This window comes from Gemmatimonadota bacterium (assembly GCA_016712265.1).
Classification (GTDB): domain Bacteria; phylum Gemmatimonadota; class Gemmatimonadetes; order Gemmatimonadales; family Gemmatimonadaceae; genus RBC101.
On sequence record JADJRJ010000030.1, the window covers coordinates 357,627 to 376,381 of the forward strand.

The following is an 18,755-nucleotide window of genomic DNA, read 5'->3' on the forward strand; positions in this document are numbered from 1 at the left end:
GTAACCGATCCAATGCTCTCTGTTCTCCTGGCCCTCGCGGCGGGTGCGTTGGCGACCTTCCTGTCGTATCCGCGCCAGACACTTTCCGGACCTCGTGTTCGGACCGCCGCGGGGCTCCGTGGCCTTGCGGTGGCACTGGTCGCAGGCCTCGCCCTGAACGTCCCCCTGGGCGGTGCCTCGCGGATCCGCCCAATGGTTGCCCTGGACGCTTCGGCTTCGTGGCTCCGCGGTGGGGACAGTACGCGGTTCGTCGCGGCTCGGCGCGCTGCCCTGGCCGAGGCATCGGACTCGGTCCTGGCGTTCGGCGACTCCGTGCGACGAGTGACGGCGGAATCTCGGGCCGGCGACGCGCAGTCTCGGTTGCGTGGCATCGTGGAGCGGGCCATCGCGGCAGGGCGCCCCCTGGTGGTGTACACCGACGGCGAATTGGAAGACGCCGAGATCCTGGGCGGGCTGCCGAGCGGATCGCGGCTGGAGGTCTCGCCCTCCCCGGTGGCACCCGATGCCGCCGTCACCGAGATCCAGGCGCCACGGGTCGCGTCAGTCGGTGACACCGTGGAGGTGCGGGTGACGGTGGCCGCCGGTGCGGGAGGTGCAGGGGCTGGGCGCGTAGCCTTGTCCCTCGACGGGCGCGCGGCGACGAGTGTGGCCTTTGACTCGCTCGGGGCCTACGGCGAACGTTCACTGACCATTCGGGTGGTCGCACCGGCGCTCCCTGCGGGGGGTGCGTCCCGCGGGGAGCGAGAGCTGCGAGTGGCGCTGCAGTCGGCTGGGGATGTCGACGCCCGCAATGACACGGCGGCCGCAGCGCTCGACATTGGTTCGGCCGCCGCGGCCGTCCTGGTGTCGACATCACCGGACCTCGATTCACGAGAGTTGGCGGCGCTCCTGCGAGGCACGTCAGCGCTCCCGACGCGCGTGTACTACCAGGTGATGCCGGGGACCTGGCGCGAGGACGGGGCGTTGACGGCGGTGAGTGCGGAGAATGTCCGGCGCGCGGTGCGCGAGGCGGCCTTGGTCGTGCTCCATGGTGATACCGCCTTGTTCGGCCCGCCGAGGACGATCACTCGAGGTTCGCTGGCCCTCGTCGCCCCGCCGCCGGCCAATAGCGGAGAGTGGTTTGCCACCGGCGCCCCGATCTCACCCGTGAGTACGATCCTCACCGGAACGCCATGGGACTCGCTGCCGCCACTGGAAGTGGCCGCGGCCATGCCGGAGAACGCCGCGTTCGAGGTGCTCGAAACGCGTCGCGCGCGGCGACTCGACCGTCGTGTGGCGATGGTCGGCTGGGACCAGCCGCGACGCATCATTGTCGCGGGCGCGTCAGGGTTCTGGCGATGGCGCTTCCGCGGCGGGGCTGGTGCGGACGCGTTTACGGCCGTTTGGGGCAGCAGCCTGGACTGGCTCGCCGGCGAGCGCGCGGATGTGAGATCTGCCGTGCCCGATGCGCCGGCCGTTCGCGAGGGGGAGATGATCCGGTGGCGGCGCGGTACGGCGACCGACACGCTGGTGACGGCGACCGCACGGCGTCGCGGGGCAGCAGGGGCGGCGACGGACTCGCTCGTGATGCGTTTTGGTGCGAGCAGCTCGGTCGTTGAGACACCACCGCTTGCCCCCGGTGTGTACGATGTGACGACCGCCGGTGGCACGTCGCTCCTGGTGGTGAATCCGTCCGCGGAACTCCTGCCGCGTCGGCCCAGCGTCGCGAGCGGACCGATCGGGAGTGGCGAGGCGCGTGGCGAGAGTCGTCGCGCGCGAGACCTTCCGTGGTTGTTCGTGCTTGCCGTGCTCGCGTTATGCGTGGAGTGGGTGCTGCGGAGGGGAGCGGGGCTGCGATAGGACGAGCGGCACGAACCCGTGCTGCCCGGACTGCTCGTGCTGCTGTTTCCTCGCTCTTTGGCGGCGCGGGAACGACGGCCACTGCGAAGCACGAGCTGCACGCGCAGCACGAGGGGTACGAACCCGCCCGGCCGCTCCATCGCCCTGGCGTTTTCGTTTCTGCCTCGCGCCGCCCGTCGCTAGCTTTCGCCCCATGGGTCGACTTTTTCGCCGAGCCGGGGACACCCCGAAGCGTTCGCTGTGGCAGCGGATCAAGGACATCGCGCTCACCGACGTCGCGTCGATCGTGCGGCGGGGTGCGCGCGAAGGCTCCCTGGAGGCGATGGAGGAGTTGCTCCTCGAGGCGGACTTCGGTGTCCCGACGACGTTGCGCCTGGTGGAGGACCTCGATCGCGCGGCCAAGCGGGGGACGCTGAGGACGCACGACGAGTTTGTCGCTTGCCTCTCGGACGGAGTGCGCAAGGCGCTTGAAGGTGGGAACGCCGACTCCCGCCTCACGCTGGCGGCGAGCGGGGTGAGTGTGATCCTCGTCGTTGGCGTGAACGGCGCGGGAAAAACGACCTTCATCGGCAAGCTGGCCAGCAAGCTCCGTCGCGAAGGAAAGCGCGTGATGGTCGCGGCGGGCGACACCTTCCGCGCCGGGGCGATCGACCAGCTACGCGTGTGGAGCGAGCGCACGGGCGCCGACTTTGTCGGGGGCAAAGCCGGGGGTGACCCGGCGGCGGTGGCCTTTGATGCGCTTGAAGCGGCGGGGAGCCGCGGGATGGACGTGCTGATCGTCGACACGGCGGGTCGTTTACACACCAGCGACGCGCTGATGGACGAGCTCAAGAAGGTGGTGCGAGTCATCAAGCGTCGCATGCCGGAGGCGCCGCACGAGACGCTGCTCGTCCTCGATGGGACGATTGGGCAGAACGCGGTGCAGCAGGCGAAGATTTTCGCTGCCGCAGTCCCGGTGACCGGGCTCGTGGTCACCAAGTTGGACGGTACGGCTCGTGGCGGCATTGTCGTCGCCGTGCACGAGGCGATCAACGTCCCGGTGAAGTTCCTCGGCGTGGGCGAGCAGGCCGACGACCTCGAGGTGTTTGATGCGGCGGCCTTCGCGCGTGAGTTGCTCGAGGAGTAGGGTCGAGCCGATGAGTGCGCGCGACGCCCGCCCGGGAGGCAAGGGGCGCATCACCCTCGACATGCCGATCCAGTTCCTCAAGGGGGTGGGTGAACGGCGTGCGGACCTCCTCAAGCGACTGAACATCCGAACCGCTGGGGACCTGCTGTACCACATCCCCCATCGCTACGAGGACGCGTCGACCGTCACCCCGATCGTCGAGGTGTCGCCGGGGCAGGACGTGGTCATCCTCGGCCGGGTGATCTCCAAGGGCGTGCTGCCGACGCGCAAGGGGCTGCGCATCTTCCAGGCGGTGGTGCAGGACGCGAGCGGGATGATCGAGGTGTCGTGGCCCGGACAGGCGTTCCTCGACCGCTCCATCAACAAGGGCGACCTCCTGCTGCTCTCGGGCCCGTGCAAGTTCTACCACGGGCGGCAGCTCCAGCCGCGCGAGTACGTCAATCTCGGCGGCGAGGGTGGCGCCGAGGACACGGACAACGCCTCGGGGAAGGTGTTATCCGTGTACGCCGTGACGGAGGGGCTCACGGTGCGCCAGATGCGGGCGATCATTGAGCAGCACCTGGACGCCCTGCTCGGGATTGTCGAGGACTACATCCCCGGTGACGTGAAGCGTCCGGCGGGTTCTCCCGCTCTGGCAGATGCCCTGCGCGCGGTCCACCGTCCGACGTCGCTCGACGAAGCACGCCGCGCGCGCAACCGCCTCGCGTTCGATGAACTGTTCTGCGTGCATGTCCTCCACCGGCGGGCGAACGCCATCGCGCGCAATCCGCGCGCCGGGCACGCGTTCGAGGTGAAGGGGACCCTCACGCGCCAGCTCGCCGACCACCTTCCGTACCAACTGACGGGAGCGCAGAAGCGCGTGATCCGGGAGATCACCGCCGACATGGCCTCGCCGCGACGCATGCACCGGCTGCTGCAGGGCGACGTGGGCAGCGGCAAGACGATTGTCGGCGTCTTTGCCGCGATGCTCGCGATGGAGAATGGGTTCCAGGTGGCCGTGATGGCGCCGACCGAGTTGCTGGCTGAACAACATGCGCGAAGCATGGGGGCCCTGTTGGCGCCGCTGGGGATCGAACCGGTGCTGGTGCTGGGCGCCCTCGGAGCGGCCGCACGCCGCGCGGTGGATGACCGCCTGCGCTCGGTCGATCCCCTGCTCGCCGTGGGCACCCATGCCCTCGTCACCGAGCGAACGGCGTTCGGACGCCTCGGACTGGCAATCATCGACGAGCAACATCGCTTTGGGGTGGAGCAACGGGCGGCGTTGAGTGCGAAGGGGGACGCGCCCGATGTGTTGCTGATGTCCGCGACCCCGATCCCGCGGTCGCTGGCCTTGACCATGTACGGCGACTTGGACGTGAGCACCCTCGATGAGCGCCCACCCGGGCGCCAGCCCATCACCACCGCGGTTCGACCCGAGAGCGCGCGCGAGAAGGTGATGTCCTTTGTGGTCTCGCAGGTAAAGCAAGGGCGCCAGGCCTACATCGTCTATCCGGTCATCGAGGACTCGGAGAAGACCGACCTCAAGGCGGCGACGACGATGTTCGCGCAGCTGGGCGGTGAGGGCGGGGCGCTACACGGGTTGCGCGTCGCGCTGCTCCACGGGCGGCTCCCTGGCGCGGAGCGCGATGACGTCATGCGTCGATTCCGTGGCGGCGAGGTGGACGTGCTGGTCGCGACCACGGTCATCGAGGTGGGGATCGACGTGCCGAATGCGACCGTGATGATCGTTGAGCATCCGGAGCGCTTTGGGCTGTCGCAGCTGCACCAGCTGCGAGGACGCGTGGGGCGGGGCGCCGAGGAGTCATTCTGCATCTTGCTTGGGGGAGTTGGGGCGGACGCGTACCAGCGGCTTAAGCTGTTCGCGTCGACGGAGGATGGCTTTGAGCTGGCGCGGGCCGACTTGCGATTGCGCGGCATGGGCGACTTGCTCGGTGCCCAACAGAGCGGGGTCGCGACCTTCCGCATCGCGGACCCGGTAGAGGACGAGGAGCTGGGGCTCGCCGCGCGGGAAGCCGCAACGGCACTCATGGACCGGGATCCGACCTTGGGGGCGCCGGAGCATCGCATGTTGCGTGATGCGCTCGGGCGGCGATTTCCGCGTGCGCTGGAGCTATTTCGGGTGGGCTGAGCCCCCCGAGGTGGTCACGAGGGCAAGAGTCGGCAGGGACGGGGGAGTGCCTCCCATGAGCGTGACCGGATCGAAGGGGCCAGCACCCGTGACGGCCCGAAGTCTGCGCCACCTACGACATGGCGCGTCGCAAGAGGTTGGGCTCAGTGTCCTGTACGTGCGACGATGTCATCCCGGGGCATGCGATTTCGATTGAGGGGCATCACCCTCTGTGAGAGTGTCTCATGTCCCGATGGCTTCTTGTTCCTGCGGTTCTCCTGACGGCTTGCCGTGAGGTCACCGACCCACGGCTCCTTGCTGAGGGCCCTCCCGACGCCGCGCTCGCAGCGAAGCTGCCCGGGGGTTTCCCGTTCTCGCCGATCACCCTGGGCTTTGCGTCGACGGCCGTCGGCGCGAACGGTGATGTCGTCGGCACGGACCTAAGCGGCGCGATTCGCGCGGTGCATTGGCGGGCGGGAATTCTCTCCACCTTGCGGACCCATCCGAGCTATGTCGCGCCAGGGACGCAATACCATGCAAAGGCGGTGAATGCGGTGGGGCAGATTGCCGGGTACATATACACTCCAACGGGGCTGGTGGGGGCGTTTTGGTCCAGTGCTGCGGCCGCGCCGGTCATTTTCGGCACGCAGGGGGTACTACGAAGCGTGACGGGCATTTCTGACGCGGGAGTCATCGTGGGGTCCATTGATGGCTTCGCCGAGGTTCCGAACCGTGCCTTTCGCTGGTCGCTCGCCACTGGGCTGCGCCCACTGCCGTCAGCTGGTGTACCGTGGTTTCCAATGGCGGTGAACGCCGCTGGGGAAGTGGCGGGGGTCTCCGCGCAGTCTCGACTGGTCCGCACCACCGTGGCGGGTGGGTATGTGGATCAGATCCTGGGGCGTCCTTTCCGGATAACCGGGATTCTCGGGAACGGGACGGTCACACTCTTCGATTCGGTGCAGGCACTGATCTGGACTCGGCAGGGCAGCGTTAGCCCACAGCTTGATCCTGCCACCGGGCTCGCCCTGGGTCGCGCAATCGCGATGGTCGGGCCGACCGGTCGGGTGGCGTGGTCGAGGTACGCGCTCCCGAACGGGAGCTTCTCCCCGTATCCGGTCGAGACCGCGGTGACTGGCGGCGCGACGGTTGTGCTCAACACCCCGACGGCTCAGACGAAGGTTGTGGGGATGACGTCCTGCGGGGCGGTCGTGACGGACAATGCAGTGGTCCCGGGGGTCGCGGTGTACTGGTCGAAATCAGCGCTGTTTGGGTGTGATCCCCCCACGCCGTGGCCGTGAGGTGCGGGTCCGGGGACGACGACCGCGAACAGTCGGGACGAGGGGGCGAATCGAGTCCCGGATCGCTCAGCGCGCCTTCATCACGTCGGCGGACGCGGCCCCAGTCGCTTCTTGATCCGCTCCAGCTCGGCCGTCGTCCGATCCAGCTCGTCCGTCAACTTGCGGAGCTCTTCCTCGCGTGCCCGGACGCGCTGCTCCGAGTTGGTGCGGATCGTCCCCAGCACCGCCGACATCGAGTCGGCGGTCTCGATCAACCGCCGGAGCACCCGCGCCTCCACGGCGCGTGGGCCCTGGGCACCGGCGGCGATCGCGGCGTCCAGCAATCCCAGGCGCTCGCTGTACTGAAAGCGCGGGTTGAGCGGGTCCGCGGCGAAGATCGCGCGCCACAGGGCGGCGTCCACCGCCTCACCCGTACCCTCGTGCTGCAAACCGTGGGTGATCAACATCCGATCGGCCCGCTCCCACTCGCCGCCCTCTGCGGCCTTGGCGGCATTGGTCAACACGACGGGCCACTCGGACAGGGCCGCGGGTGCCACGGCGACGGCGACGGCGGGGGTCACGGGCAGGGGGACGGGGAGCGGAGCAGGCGCGGTGCGACAGGCCAGGACGATCAGGAGGGCCGAAATGGCGGACTTCATGCGGGGGTAGGGTCAGAGTCGCGCCCGGTCGGGACGCGGCCGGCGGTGGAGCGGACCGGAAGGTGGATCGTGAACGAGGTGCCGACGCCAACGGCGCTCTGCACGGTAATCCCGCCGCCATGAGCCATCGCGATCCCCTTGGCGATCGCCAGCCCCAACCCGGTGCCTTTCAGCCCGGTGGTCTGGTTGTCGGCGGTGTAGAACTTCTCGAACACGTAGGGGAGTTGCGCGGCCGGGATCCCGGCACCGGTGTCGGCAACGGTCAGTTGGACGCCGTCGGCGTCTGCCTTGACCAGGAGGCGCACGGCACCACCACGCGGGGTGAACTTGAAGGCGTTGGACAGGAGGTTACCCAACACTTCGTTGATCTGTTCCGGGTCCCAGGTGACCTCGGCCGGCAGCGTCCCGTCGCGCGTGACCTCAAAGGTCACCTCGCGCTGGATGGCCAGCACCCGAAAGGTGCGCTCGAGGTCGCTGAGGAAGGCAGGGAGGGGGATGGGACGTGGATCGATGCGTCCGCCACCGGCTTCGAAGCGGGAGACGTCCAGCAAGCCGCGCACAAGTCGGCCGAGCGCCTTGCCCTGGGCGGCGAGGGTGTCCACGACCTCGGTCTGCCGTTCGGTGAGCGGGCCGTAGACGTTTTCCTTCAGCAACTGCAGGTACCCGGTGATGACGTTGATCGGTGTCTTGAGCTCGTGCGACGCGACCGACACAAACTCGGCCTTGAGTCGGTCCAGCTCGCGCAGCTGCATGGCCATCGAGTTGTACGACGCCGCCAGTCGGCCGAACTCATCACGGCGCGAGGCGGCGATGCCTAACGGGTGGCCAAAGTCACCCCCGGAGACGGCGCGCATCCCGGCATCCAGTTCGTCGATGGGGCCGGAAATGGACTGGGTGAGCCAGAGGCCGATAAGCACGGCGAGCACGCCGGCCGCCGCGACCAGGAAGAGGGCGGTGCGCCGCGCGGCTTCGGTCTGCTGGGCGATGGCACCCACCCGCTCGCGGGTCTGCTCCTGCAGCGCCTGCTCTGTGAGGGCGAGGATGCGTTCGACCTCGACGACGGCCGGAGCGACCTCACGGTCGATGATGGAATCGGCGAGCGCCGTGCGACCGGAGGCGGCCAGGCGCATGGCGGCGTTGGCCTCATCGCCCACAATACGCAGCGCCGTGCGCATGCGCGGGAGGGTGGCAGACGAGGTGATGCCGCCCAGGGAGTCGATGTGACTCCGCAGGGTATCCAGCCGTGCGGTGAACTGCGCCTCGGTCTGCGCCGTGGGGAAAAGCGAGATGAAGTTCCGGGTCTGGTTGACTTCCTGGATGGAGGTCCGGGCGCGGCCAAGGAACACCGCGGCGCGGAACTCGACGTCACTCAAGCGTTCGGTGTCGGCGCGCAGGTGCTGCACCGAGCGCAGGGCCAGGGTCAGCGGCACCCCCATGACGAGGGCGATCGCGGCAATGCCGAGGGCCAGGCGCGTTCGGAGCGTCATGGTCGGCTACGTGCGTTTGTGTTCATGCGTGTTGCCGCCTTTCCCGTGGATCGCATAACTTCCCGATTCCTGACGTCCTTTCACCAAGCCCTTTCGTGTCAACAACCTACGCCACCATCGCGGGTCTACCAACGTACGTCGGACAGTCGGTGACCGTCCGGGGCTGGTGTGCCCACCTGCGGTCGTCCGGCAAGATCGCCTTCATTGTGATGCGTGACGGGACCGGGCTCCTGCAGTGCGTCCTCGTCAAGAACCAGCTCGCTCCCGAGGTGTGGGAGCGCTTCGCTTCATTGACGCTCGAGACCAGTGTCTCGGTCACGGGTGAGGTGCGGGCCGAGCCGCGGGCGCCGGGGGGATATGAGATGGGAGTGACCGGGTTGAGCGTCCTGGGGGCCAGCCCGCTCGACTACCCGATCCAGCCCAAGGAACACGGGATCGACTTCCTGCTGGACCACCGGCACCTGTGGTTGAGGTCGCCACGGCAGGTGGCCCTGATGAAGGTTCGGCACGAGATCATCAACGCCATCCATGAGTTTTACGGCGACCGGGGGTTCATCCATGTTGATACTCCCATCCTGACGGCGGCGATCGGGGAGCGCTCCGGGCTCTTCTCGACCGAGTACTTCGAGGAAGGGAACGCCTACCTGGCCCAGACCGGGCAGCTCTACGGCGAAGCCGCGGCCGCGGCCCTGGGCCGCATCTACACCTTCGGCCCCACCTTTCGGGCCGAGAAGTCGAAGACGCGCCGGCACCTCACCGAGTTCTGGATGATGGAGCCGGAGATGGCGTTCTACGACCTCAACGATTCGCTGCAGCTCCAGGAGGAGATGCTGGTCCATATCGTCCAGCGCGTCCTCGTTAATCGCGCGGCCGAACTCAAGGAACTGGAGCGCGACACGGCCCCCCTCGAGAAGATCAAGGGTCCGTTCCCGCGGATCGACTACGGGGACGCCGTGAAGACGCTGCAGGGCAAGGGGAGTGCGATCACTTGGGGCGACGACCTCGGCGCCGAGGACGAGACGCTGCTCGTGGCGGACTATGAGACCCCGATCTTTGTCTGCAACTACCCCAAGGAGGCGAAAGCCTTCTACATGAAGGAGAATCCGGCCGATCCACGCACGGTGTTGTGTGCGGACTGCCTGGCGTCCGAGGGATATGGGGAGATCATCGGCGGCTCACAGCGAGAGGACGACCACGACAAACTGCTCGCGCGCATCCACGAGGAAGGCTTGCCGGTGGACGCGTATGGCTGGTACCTCGACCTCCGCAAGTACGGCACCTTTGTGCATTCCGGCTTTGGTCTCGGCCTGGAGCGCACGGTGGCCTGGGTCGCCGGCACCCCGCACATCCGCGAGTGCATCGCCTTCCCGCGGATGATGCACCGGCTGCGCCCATGAGCACGACCGGGGTAGGCCCCGACGCGCTGGGCGCGAAGTTCATCGAACGCTGTCGCTATTACCTCGGCGAGGAGTATCCGGCCAAGATCCGGGCGGTGCTCGAGGTGATCCCCGACGAGGCGCTCTGGTGGCGCCCGAACATCTGGTCGAATTCGGTGGGGAACCTGGTGCTGCACCTCTGCGGGAACGTGCGGCAGTGGGTGGTCTCGGGGATTGGTGGGGTGACCGATGTACGCAAGCGCGATGAGGAGTTTGCGGCGAGGGAGGGGTACAGCGCGGAGGAGCTGCGCGGGATCCTCGACGAGACGATCCGCGAGGTCGAGGCGACCCTGGCCGCGCTGCCAGTGGACGAGTTGATGAAGCAGCGGCTGATTCAGGGACGCGACACCCTGGTCATGTCGGCGCTGTTCCATGTCGTGGAGCACTTCTCGACGCACACGGGCCAGATCGTCTGGTTAGGCAAGATGTGGTCGGGGGCGGGGTCGATCCGGTTCTACGACGACGCGAACAACGCGGCACCGCTGTTTCTGGGGCCGGGGCGGAGCGATATCCAATAGGGGGACAGCAACTCAACTGCGAAGCACGGGCGGCACGAGCAGCCCGCGCGCGGTGCCGTGCTTCCCGTGCCGCTCGTACTGCCCGTGCTACTCGTACTGCGCAGTGGCGGTTCGCTGATATTGAGGCCGCGAGAAACCGTCCCCTCCACTGCGAAGCACGGGCGGCACGGGCAGCCCGCGCAGCACGAGGGGCACGCGTTGAGTCCCGTACTCCCCGTGCTGCTCGTACCGCCCGTGCTACTCGTGCCGCGCAGTGGCAGTATCGCTCTTGCCGTACCACATCCCGACCGCGGTCTCTTGCCCCGCCTCCTTGCGCATCTGCCCCCCGGGGGGGATTCTTCCGCGGCATTTTCCCCGAGGACTCCTCCCGCATGTCGTCCGACAACAAAGAGCAGTGGGGCTCAAAACTGGGCGTGATCCTGGCGGTTGCCGGGTCGGCCGTCGGTTTGGGCAACTTCCTGCGATTCCCTGGCCAGGCTGCCGCGAATGGTGGCGGCGCGTTCCTCATCCCGTACTTCTGCGCCCTGTTCCTGCTCGGCATCCCGATCGGGTGGGCCGAGTGGTCGATGGGGCGGTACGGCGGCAAGAAGGGGCTGCACTCGGCCCCGGCCATCATGGGATTGTTTGCAAAGGGGTCTGCAGGGCGGTACCTGGGGATCGTTGGGGTGTTGATCCCGCTCGGCGTGGCGTTCTACTACACGTTCATTGAAACGTGGACCTTCGGGTACTTCCTGAAGTACCTCACCGGTGGCGTCGGGGTGGACCCGAGTGCGCCTGTCTCGGACCAGGTGGCGGCGTCCTCCGCGTTCTATCGCTCCTTCACGGGGGCGGACCAGGACGGCGTTTTGTTCACGGGTGACTCGAAGTTTACGGTGATCTCCTGGGTCATTGTGTTCGGCCTGAACTTGTACCTGCTGTTCCGTGGGCTGTCCAAGGGGATTGAGAAGTTTGTTTCGTATGCGATGCCCACGATGGCCGTCATTGCGGTCGGTGTACTGATCCGCGTGCTGACGCTCGGGACCCCGGATCCTTCGATGCCAGACCAGAACGTCATGAACGGTCTGGGATATCTCTGGAATCCGAACTACTCGAAGCTCGGCGAGGCGCAGACCTGGCTCGCCGCGGCCGGCCAGATCTTCTTCTCCCTCTCGGTCGGGTTCGGCGTGATCATCAACTACGCGTCGTACATGAAGAAGAATGACGACGTGGCGCTTTCGGGGTTGACGGCATCGGCGACCAATGAGCTGTTCGAGGTGGGATTTGGCGGCATGATCACACTGACGGCGGCGTTTGTCTTTCTGGGAGTCAGCGGGACCACGGCGGCGGTAGCCACCGGTTCGTTCTCGCTCGGGTTCGCCACGCTGCCCGTCGTCTTTGCCCAGATGGGTCCGGCGGGGAACATCGTGGGAGCGGCGTGGTTCTTCATGCTCTTTCTCGCCGCGATCACCAGTTCCTTGTCGATGTACCAGCCGGCCGTGGCCCTGGTGAAGGAAGCGCTGGGATGGGCCCACGGAAAGGCGACCGGACTCATCGCCGCGCTCGGGACCGTCGGTGCCGTTCTCACGCTCTGGTTCACGCAGAACGGGACCTTCTGGAATACGATGGACTTCTGGGTTGGAACGCTGCTCATCTTCGTGATGGCTGGGATCCAGATCATCTACTTCTCATGGGTCTTCGGGCTGGAGCGGGGGTGGAAGGAAATTCATGCGGGCGCGTCGATTCAGATTCCCACGGTGTACAAGGTCGTGATGAAGTACGTCGCGCCGGCCTACCTGATCATCGTCTTCGTCGCGTTCTGCTTCCAGAATCTCGTGCCGTCGCTTCAGGCGGCGTGGGCGACCACTGGTTCGCGCATGGCGATGCTCACGATCGTCGGCTTGGTCGTCTTCCTCCTGGCGCTCGTTGCCGTGGGCGAGAAACGTTGGCGCGCGCAGGGCCTTGATATCGACGACCGTCAACCCGCGGACTGACCATGCTGATGATCCAGGAAACAGCGCAAGCCGCTCAACCGCTGACTGCGGCGGGCTGGGCCACGATGATCTTTTCCCTCTCCGTGGTGTGGGGCGGGGCGTTCTGGTGCTTCCGTCGGGTGCTGCAGTCGCCGCAGGACGAGAAGGCGCCGGTCGGGCTCGGCGCGTAGCACGTCGATGACACCACGGTGCCCCGGCCTGACCGGGGCGCCGCTCAAGGCTACTTGTCGGTCTCAGTAGCCTTCACCTCGTCCCAAAGCGGATCGAGAACGGCCAGCCCCGCCGACTTCACATCGATGTCGCGGCTGGCCGCGAGTCGTTCCATGGCCGTGAACCGGCGCGTGAACTTCGCGTTCGCCCGATCGAGGGCGAGCCCGGCATGGACCCCGGTCTTGCGGCAGAGATTCACCACGGAGAACAGCAGGTCGCCGAGTTCACCCTCGAGCCGGTCGTGTCGTCCCGGTTGCTCGGCGGGCTCGGCCAACACCGCCCGAACCTCTGCCAGTTCCTCGGCGACCTTGTCGGCCGGACCCTCGACGTCGTCCCAGTCGAACCCGACGCCGGCCGCCCGGTCCTGAAGCCGGTGAGCGCGGTGCAGGGCGGGGAGGCCTGAGGCGAGCCCATCCTCGATGGAGCCACGGCGCGCGGCCTTCATCGTCTCCCAGTCCTGCCGAATCCCATCGCCGTAGAGGTGGGGATGCCGCCGGTGCATCTTGGCGATCAGACCGCTGGCGACATCGCCGATGTCGAAGGCGCCGCGGTCTTCCGCGACCACCGAGTGAAAGAGAACCTGGAGCAGGACATCGCCCAGTTCCTCCTTCATGTGGGTGTCGTCGCCGGCTCGGAGGGCGTCGTCCAGCTCGTGCGCTTCCTCCACGAGGTAGGGGCGCAGCGAGTCATGGGTTTGCGCCGCATCCCACTCGCAGCGGGCTCGCAAGTCCTTCATCAGGACGAGCGTATCTTCAAGTGTGGCCTTGGGTTGCATAGTCTCCTCTCGAGTCCTATACTACCCGACCCTTCGACCCGGGGTCAATGGATTCGCGAACGTCGCGCGCGTGGGTTGAGGTCGACCTCGAGGCGGTCCGGCGCAACGCCCGCACGATCGCGCTTCAGGCTGGTCGCCCCCTGATCCCGATGGTCAAGGCGGACGCCTACGGACTCGGTGCCGTGCCGGTCGCGCGGGCCCTCCTCCCCGAACAGCCTTGGGGCTTTGGCGTGGCGACGGTGGCCGAGGCCGCCGAGCTGCGCGCAGCTGGGATGGCAGGTCGCATCCTGATCTTCAGCCCGACGCTGCCGTGGGACTTCGCGGCCATCCGTGAAGTTGGTGCGACGCCGACGCTGGGTAGCCCGGCGACTATCGACACCTGGATCGCGACTGGCGGTGGCGCGTGGCACCTCGCAATCGACACTGGGATGCACCGCGCTGGGATCGAGTGGCACCGGGTCGGGGAGGTCGCCGATCAGGTACGCACTTTCCCGCCGGAGGGTGCCTTCACGCACTTCCACTCGGCGGACGCCAATGACGGGTCGATGGCTGTCCAGCAGGACCGATTTCGTCAGGCGCTGGCGGCCCTCCCGGCGCGCCCAGGTCTCCTGCACGCGGAAAACAGTCCGGGGGTCGAGCGGCAAGCGCCTTCGCCGTGGGACATCGTGCGGCCCGGGGTTTTCCTGTATGGGGTGGGTGGTGCGAGCGGTTCCGCGATACAGCCGGACCCGGTGGCCCACCTCCGAGCCCGCGTCGTCGACCTGCACGAAGTACAGGCGGGAGAAGGAGTGTCCTATGGCGCGACGTGGAAGGCGGAGCGTCCATCTCGCATCGCGACGTTGCCGATTGGATACGCCGACGGGTACCGGCGCGCCTTTTCTTCCCGCGGCATGGTGCTCCTGAACGGACGCCGTGCTCCCGTGGTGGGACGCGTGACGATGGACATGACCATGGTCGACGTCACCAACGTCCCCTGCGCGGTGGGCGATGTGGCAACCCTGTTGGGGCGCGCGGGTGACGATCATCTGGACATCAACGTGATCGCAGAGGAGGTCGGCCTGTTGTCATACGAATTGCTGGTCGGCCTCAAGCTGCGCGTCCCCCGGATCTACGTGGGGGCGTGATGCCGCGCCGGGCTATCCTGCTGATCCTCGACGGGGTCGGGATCGGTGCGGCCCACGACGCGCACCGGTATGGTGACGTCGGCAGCCACACCCTCGGCAACGTCCTCGCCGCGACGCCAGAGCCCTCGCTGCCGCATCTCAACGCGCTGGGGCTGGGGGATCTCGACGTCCTTGAGGGGCTCGTCGCCGCGACCGGAAGCGCGGCGCGGTGTACGCTCCAGCCGGCATCGGCCGGGAAGGACTCGACCACGGGACACTGGGAGCTGTGCGGCGTGCACTTGGCCGAGCCATTCCCGACGTATCCGCAGGGGTTCCCGCAGGAAGTCGTCGACGAATTTGCCCGTCGCACTGGACGTCCGGTGATTGGGAATGTGGTGGGCAGCGGCACCGACGTGATCGCGCGATTTGCGGCCGAACAGGCTCGGACCGGCGCCTGGATTCTGTACACCTCGGCGGATTCTGTCTTCCAGATCGCCGCCCACGAGGGGGTCATCCCGCTGGATGAGCTCTACCGGGGCTGCCAGATCGCGCGGGACATGCTCATGCCGCCGCACAACGTGTCCCGGGTGATCGCACGGCCCTTCGTCGGGCCGGACGGCGCCTGGACCCGGACGGCCAACCGTCGCGACTACTCGATCGAACCGGTCGCAGAGACCTTGCTGGATGCCCTCGCCGCGGCTGGAGTCGACCGGGCAGGGGTCGGGAAGGTGGACGACCTCTTCGCCGGTCGGGGGATCCGATCCCGGCATACGAAGGACAACGCCGAGGGGATCGCCCTGATCCTGGAGTGGCTGAACGGCGACCGTGGTGGGCTGCTCTTCGCGAACCTAGTAGATTTTGACCAGCTCTACGGGCACCGGAATGACGTCCCGGGGTTCTACGGGGCATTGCGGCAGTTCGACGACGCGCTGCCGAGCCTGCTTTCTGGACTCCAGGAGGACGACCTGCTGTTCATTACCGCTGACCACGGGAACGACCCGACGACGCCCAGCACCGATCACGCGCGCGAGCGCATACCGTTGCTGGTGGTTGGGCCGCGCGTGCGTCCCGTGCGGCTGCCGGAGCGATCGACTTTTTCGGACGTCGGGGCGACGATCGCCGAATGGCTGGGCGTATCGTTCAGGGGCCGTGGCACCTCGATGCTGTCGGAGGTTGTCGCATGACGGCGGCCGACGCCGGGATCGACGCGGCGCTTGAGGCGATGCAGCGCGCCTACGCCCCGTACTCGCACTTTCGAGTTGGGGCCGCGCTGGTGAGTCGGGACGGTGCGGTGTTCATGGGGTGCAACGTGGAGAACTCGTCGTATCCGGCCGGGATCTGCGCGGAACGTTCGGCGCTGTCATCGGCGGTTGTGGCAGGGGCTCGTGAGTTTGTGCGTGTGGTGGTGGCGACCGAAGCGACCGAACCGACGCCGCCGTGCGGGTTGTGTCGGCAGGCGCTGGTGGAGTTTGCGCCAGACCTGGAAGTGATCAGCGTGACCTCCGATGGCAAGCGTGCGGCGTGGCGCCTGGGCAACCTGTTGCCGGCGCCGTTCACCCCCGAGAGCCTGGCGCATCGATGAAGATGGGACGCGTGGTGGGCACGGTCGTGGCGACGCGGAAGGACCCGTCGCTGGACGCCCTCAAGCTGCTGATTGTCGACAACCTCACCACGGGGTTGGAGAAGGAAGGGGGATACGTGGTGGCAGTGGACAGTGTGGGGGCAGGGATGGGCGAAGTTGTCTTGTATGCGAGCGGAAGTTCCGCGCGCCTGACGAGCGTCACCAAGGACCGGCCGGTGGACGCCGTCATCATGGCCATTGTGGATAGCTACGATGTCGAAGGACGTAATACTCGGTTGGCCTGAAGGGCTCCGCCGTCTGGCGTTGGGCGCCGTCCTGGTGACGGCGCTCGCGGCTTGCAACGAGGACCTGGTGGGAGGGGCGGCATGTCCGTCGCTCTGCCCGGGGACCCAGGTCGTGGTGCGGGACACGGTGCTCGATGCCGTCACCTTCGACACGGTGATCAACGAGATCACGACGCTCGGCGCGGAAACCGCGCTGCTGCTTGCGGCGCGTGGTGACACGCTCGACACCCGCGTCATCGTGCGGTTTGACTCGCTGCCGAAAACCGTCACGCGCAACGGCGGTGATTCGGTGATCGCGGCGGTCGACAGCGCCTACCTGCTGCTGCGGCTGAATGCGAGTGACACGCGCATCACCGACTCGGTTCGCATCGACGTGTACGACGTCGATACCACGGCCAGCGACACGTCGACGGCCGCGGTGCTCGCCCTGTTCCGGCCGGATCGACTTATTGGCGGAAGCGCGTTTGACACGACGCAGGTCAAGGACTCCATGCGTGTGTACCTGACCAACGAGAAGCTGTTGGCAAAGATCTCGGGGAGCGGGCGTTTGCGTGTGGGGTTGCGGGCAACGTCCAAGGGCCGGGTTTCGGTGAGCGTGGGCGCGGCGAATGATGCGTTGTCGGCGGCGCTGTTCTTCGATCCCGTCCCTTCGGACACCGCGATCAAGGCGCTGACGGTCTCGCCGCGGTCGATGACGCCGGCGGACAACGCGACGCTGCGGGACGATCTGCTGGACTACTTCGTGATTGCCCGTGGGGCTCCGCCTCCCCCAAGCGACGTGCTCTCGATCGGCGGACTGCCGGCGCGACGCAGCTTCCTGCGGTTTGACGTGCCGACGCGCATCCTGGATTCGTCGACGGTCCTGCGCGCCACATTGGAGTTGACGCAGCGGCCGAACCGATTCCTCGACGCCAGGGACAGCGTGTTGGTCCTTCCGCAGGTCGTCACGGCCGGCGAGGAAGTGCGGGACCTGGCTCGCGCGGTCACACTGCTTTCGGCGTTCCCGGTGGATACGGTGCGGGTGGCACCCGGGGATTCCGGCGTGCGCAACATCGAGGTCGCGGCCGCCTTGCGGCAATGGACCACCGACAACAACCCATTCAAGCAGCAGCGGGCGCTGGTGATTCGCAGCAACGCCGAAGGGTTGAGTCCCTTTGACGCGCATTTCTTCTCGCTCGAGGCACCGGCGGCGTTGCGGCCGAAGCTGCGGGTATCGTATTCCCTCCGCACGAGCTTCGGGATCCCATGAGTCCTTCCATTCGATTCGCGGTCCTTGGCCTGGTGGTGGCCACCTCCGCGTCGGCGCAGGGGACGTTGAGCGGCCAGGGGTTCGGGTATCCGTTGGGCGGGCTGAGCGCGCGGGCGCTGGCGTTGGGCGGGGCAGCAGGGGAGTTCGATCCCCGGTCTGCGCGCAATCCGGCGGCGGTCACCCAGGGGCTCCGGATGGGGCTCTATTTCCAGTATGACCCCGAGTTCCGGCAGGTGGAGTCGGCGACGGCGACGGACAACACCGTCGTCCCGCGGTTCGCGACCTTTGGCCTGATCTTTCCCGTCAAGGAGACGATGGCGATCAGCCTTTCCACGCACTCGCTGCTGGACCGCACCTGGGCAACGAGCATCCGATCCGGCCAGCGGCTGGGCCTCGACAGCGTGTTGTTCACGGAGACGAACCGGTCGTCCGGCGCCATTAACGAAACCCGCTTGACGTTCGGGTGGCAACATGCGAGCGGCAAGGTGTCATTAGGTGTGGCAGGGCTGGTGGTGACTGGCGAGAATCGACTCAACTTGCGCCGCGAGTTTGACGACTCACTCCGCTATGGCACGCTCAACCGGTCGCTGACGCTCGCGTACTCTGGCAGTGGCGTGTCGGCCGGCGTGTTGCTGCAGCCGGTGAAGTGGTTCTCGCTTGCCGCTTCGGTGCGTCAGGGCGCAGGGATCAACCTGCGGATCGAGGACACGCTCAAGACCTCGGCGTCTGTTCCCAATCGGATGGGCGTCGCGGCGCGGATGGACGCGATTCCCGGGGTCAGCCTGATGGCGTCGGCAGACAAGGCGACCTGGTCGCGCCTCAATGGCCTCGGCAGTGCGCAGGCCGACGCGCGGGATGCCTGGGAGTACGGGCTCGGCGTGGAGTTCTTCAGCACGCGCGCGCGCCGCATCACCGACTGGACCTACAGCGCGGGCTATCGCACACGGGAGTTGCCGTTCGCCGCCGGAGGTTCCGGTGTGGACGAGCGCCTGCTGAGCGGTGGCGTCTCCATTCCTGTCGCGCGTGGTCGGTCGAGTCTTGACCTCGCCGGCCTGCGCGTGACCCGTGAAGCGACGGGGCAGGTGGCCGAACGCGCCTGGCAATTGAGTGTTGGAGTGACGGTTCGCCCGTAG

General features: G+C 67.2%; 17 protein-coding genes. 14 read left to right on the forward strand and 3 right to left on the reverse strand.

Annotated features, from left to right (window positions below; translation table 11 throughout):
• Positions 1-12 precede the first annotated feature (12 nt).
• The 4 genes from IPK85_16825 to IPK85_16840 all read left to right on the forward strand — a co-directional run bounded on the left by IPK85_16825 (position 13) and on the right by IPK85_16840 (position 6,370).
• Entirely contained in the window at positions 13-1,839 is a 1,827-nt protein-coding gene (locus IPK85_16825; GenBank protein ID MBK8249043.1) for a hypothetical protein, read from the forward strand.
• A gap of 193 nt (positions 1,840-2,032) precedes the next feature.
• A complete protein-coding gene (gene ftsY / locus IPK85_16830) occupies positions 2,033-2,965 on the forward strand; it encodes a signal recognition particle-docking protein FtsY (GenBank protein MBK8249044.1) in 933 nt (310 codons plus the stop codon).
• 10 nt (positions 2,966-2,975) lie between these two features.
• Positions 2,976-5,093: an ATP-dependent DNA helicase RecG gene (recG, locus tag IPK85_16835; GenBank protein ID MBK8249045.1), complete on the forward strand. Its 2,118-nt coding sequence runs from the start codon at positions 2,976-2,978 to the stop codon at positions 5,091-5,093.
• Between the two features lie 224 nt (positions 5,094-5,317).
• On the forward strand, positions 5,318-6,370 hold the full coding sequence (locus tag IPK85_16840; GenBank protein ID MBK8249046.1) for a hypothetical protein: 1,053 nt from the start codon (positions 5,318-5,320) through the stop codon (positions 6,368-6,370).
• Positions 6,371-6,450: 80 nt separating this feature from the next.
• On the opposite strand, the gene IPK85_16845 is transcribed toward IPK85_16840, so the two are convergent.
• Together IPK85_16845 and IPK85_16850 are read right to left on the reverse strand one after the other, a co-directional pair.
• Positions 6,451-7,008: a hypothetical protein gene (locus IPK85_16845; GenBank protein MBK8249047.1), complete on the reverse strand. Its 558-nt coding sequence runs from the start codon at positions 7,006-7,008 to the stop codon at positions 6,451-6,453.
• Complete coding sequence (locus IPK85_16850) at positions 7,005-8,495, reverse strand: HAMP domain-containing protein (GenBank protein MBK8249048.1); 1,491 nt, start codon at positions 8,493-8,495, stop codon at positions 7,005-7,007. Before IPK85_16850 ends, IPK85_16845 begins: the two co-directional genes overlap by 4 nt.
• Before the next feature lie 95 nt (positions 8,496-8,590).
• Here IPK85_16850 and asnS point away from each other — a divergent pair, with 95 nt between their 5' ends.
• From asnS to IPK85_16870, 4 genes are all read left to right on the forward strand, one after another.
• Positions 8,591-9,892, forward strand: a complete 1,302-nt coding sequence (gene asnS, locus IPK85_16855) for an asparagine--tRNA ligase (protein MBK8249049.1) — start codon at positions 8,591-8,593, stop codon at positions 9,890-9,892.
• Positions 9,889-10,449 (forward strand): DUF1572 family protein, encoded by a 561-nt coding sequence (locus IPK85_16860; protein MBK8249050.1) that lies wholly within the window; start codon positions 9,889-9,891, stop codon positions 10,447-10,449. Before asnS ends, IPK85_16860 begins: the two co-directional genes overlap by 4 nt.
• A gap of 371 nt (positions 10,450-10,820) precedes the next feature.
• Positions 10,821-12,419 (forward strand): sodium-dependent transporter, encoded by a 1,599-nt coding sequence (locus IPK85_16865; protein MBK8249051.1) that lies wholly within the window; start codon positions 10,821-10,823, stop codon positions 12,417-12,419.
• Positions 12,420-12,421: 2 nt separating this feature from the next.
• A complete protein-coding gene (locus IPK85_16870; GenBank protein ID MBK8249052.1) occupies positions 12,422-12,589 on the forward strand; it encodes a hypothetical protein in 168 nt (55 codons plus the stop codon).
• A 50-nt stretch (positions 12,590-12,639) separates the two neighbouring features.
• On the opposite strand, the gene mazG is transcribed toward IPK85_16870, so the two are convergent.
• Positions 12,640-13,404 (reverse strand): nucleoside triphosphate pyrophosphohydrolase, encoded by a 765-nt coding sequence (gene mazG / locus IPK85_16875; protein MBK8249053.1) that lies wholly within the window; start codon positions 13,402-13,404, stop codon positions 12,640-12,642.
• 47 nt (positions 13,405-13,451) lie between these two features.
• Here mazG and alr point away from each other — a divergent pair, with 47 nt between their 5' ends.
• From alr to IPK85_16905, 6 genes are read left to right on the forward strand one after another with little or no spacing between them, the layout of a single operon-like run.
• A complete protein-coding gene (alr, locus tag IPK85_16880) occupies positions 13,452-14,528 on the forward strand; it encodes an alanine racemase (protein MBK8249054.1) in 1,077 nt (358 codons plus the stop codon).
• Positions 14,528-15,691, forward strand: coding sequence for a phosphopentomutase (locus IPK85_16885; GenBank protein MBK8249055.1), 1,164 nt, complete (start codon positions 14,528-14,530; stop codon positions 15,689-15,691). The genes alr and IPK85_16885 overlap by 1 nt, the downstream gene beginning before the upstream one ends.
• The gene (gene cdd, locus IPK85_16890; protein ID MBK8249056.1) at positions 15,688-16,089 is read left to right on the forward strand and encodes a cytidine deaminase; all 402 of its coding nucleotides are present in this window, start codon (positions 15,688-15,690) and stop codon (positions 16,087-16,089) included. The genes IPK85_16885 and cdd overlap by 4 nt, the downstream gene beginning before the upstream one ends.
• Positions 16,086-16,373, forward strand: coding sequence for a EutN/CcmL family microcompartment protein (locus IPK85_16895; GenBank protein MBK8249057.1), 288 nt, complete (start codon positions 16,086-16,088; stop codon positions 16,371-16,373). Before cdd ends, IPK85_16895 begins: the two co-directional genes overlap by 4 nt.
• The gene (locus IPK85_16900) at positions 16,342-17,622 is read left to right on the forward strand and encodes a hypothetical protein (protein MBK8249058.1); all 1,281 of its coding nucleotides are present in this window, start codon (positions 16,342-16,344) and stop codon (positions 17,620-17,622) included. The genes IPK85_16895 and IPK85_16900 overlap by 32 nt, the downstream gene beginning before the upstream one ends.
• Positions 17,619-18,755, forward strand: a complete 1,137-nt coding sequence (locus IPK85_16905; protein ID MBK8249059.1) for a hypothetical protein — start codon at positions 17,619-17,621, stop codon at positions 18,753-18,755. Before IPK85_16900 ends, IPK85_16905 begins: the two co-directional genes overlap by 4 nt.

Excerpts from the sequence above, each read along its gene's own strand:
- IPK85_16825 (MBK8249043.1), top strand. The coding sequence starts at position 13 with ATGCTCTCTGTTCTCCTGGCCCTCGCGGCGGGTGCGTTGGCGACCTTC.
- ftsY (MBK8249044.1), top strand. The coding sequence starts at position 2,033 with ATGGGTCGACTTTTTCGCCGAGCCGGGGACACCCCGAAGCGTTCGCTG.
- recG (MBK8249045.1), top strand. The coding sequence starts at position 2,976 with ATGAGTGCGCGCGACGCCCGCCCGGGAGGCAAGGGGCGCATCACCCTC.
- IPK85_16840 (MBK8249046.1), top strand. The coding sequence starts at position 5,318 with ATGTCCCGATGGCTTCTTGTTCCTGCGGTTCTCCTGACGGCTTGCCGT.
- IPK85_16845 (MBK8249047.1), bottom strand. The coding sequence starts at position 7,008 with ATGAAGTCCGCCATTTCGGCCCTCCTGATCGTCCTGGCCTGTCGCACC.
- IPK85_16850 (MBK8249048.1), bottom strand. The coding sequence starts at position 8,495 with ATGACGCTCCGAACGCGCCTGGCCCTCGGCATTGCCGCGATCGCCCTC.
- IPK85_16860 (MBK8249050.1), top strand. The coding sequence starts at position 9,889 with ATGAGCACGACCGGGGTAGGCCCCGACGCGCTGGGCGCGAAGTTCATC.
- IPK85_16865 (MBK8249051.1), top strand. The coding sequence starts at position 10,821 with ATGTCGTCCGACAACAAAGAGCAGTGGGGCTCAAAACTGGGCGTGATC.
- IPK85_16870 (MBK8249052.1), top strand. The coding sequence starts at position 12,422 with ATGCTGATGATCCAGGAAACAGCGCAAGCCGCTCAACCGCTGACTGCG.
- mazG (MBK8249053.1), bottom strand. The coding sequence starts at position 13,404 with ATGCAACCCAAGGCCACACTTGAAGATACGCTCGTCCTGATGAAGGAC.
- alr (MBK8249054.1), top strand. The coding sequence starts at position 13,452 with ATGGATTCGCGAACGTCGCGCGCGTGGGTTGAGGTCGACCTCGAGGCG.
- IPK85_16885 (MBK8249055.1), top strand. The coding sequence starts at position 14,528 with ATGCCGCGCCGGGCTATCCTGCTGATCCTCGACGGGGTCGGGATCGGT.
- cdd (MBK8249056.1), top strand. The coding sequence starts at position 15,688 with ATGACGGCGGCCGACGCCGGGATCGACGCGGCGCTTGAGGCGATGCAG.
- IPK85_16895 (MBK8249057.1), top strand. The coding sequence starts at position 16,086 with ATGAAGATGGGACGCGTGGTGGGCACGGTCGTGGCGACGCGGAAGGAC.
- IPK85_16900 (MBK8249058.1), top strand. The coding sequence starts at position 16,342 with ATGTCGAAGGACGTAATACTCGGTTGGCCTGAAGGGCTCCGCCGTCTG.
- IPK85_16905 (MBK8249059.1), top strand. The coding sequence starts at position 17,619 with ATGAGTCCTTCCATTCGATTCGCGGTCCTTGGCCTGGTGGTGGCCACC.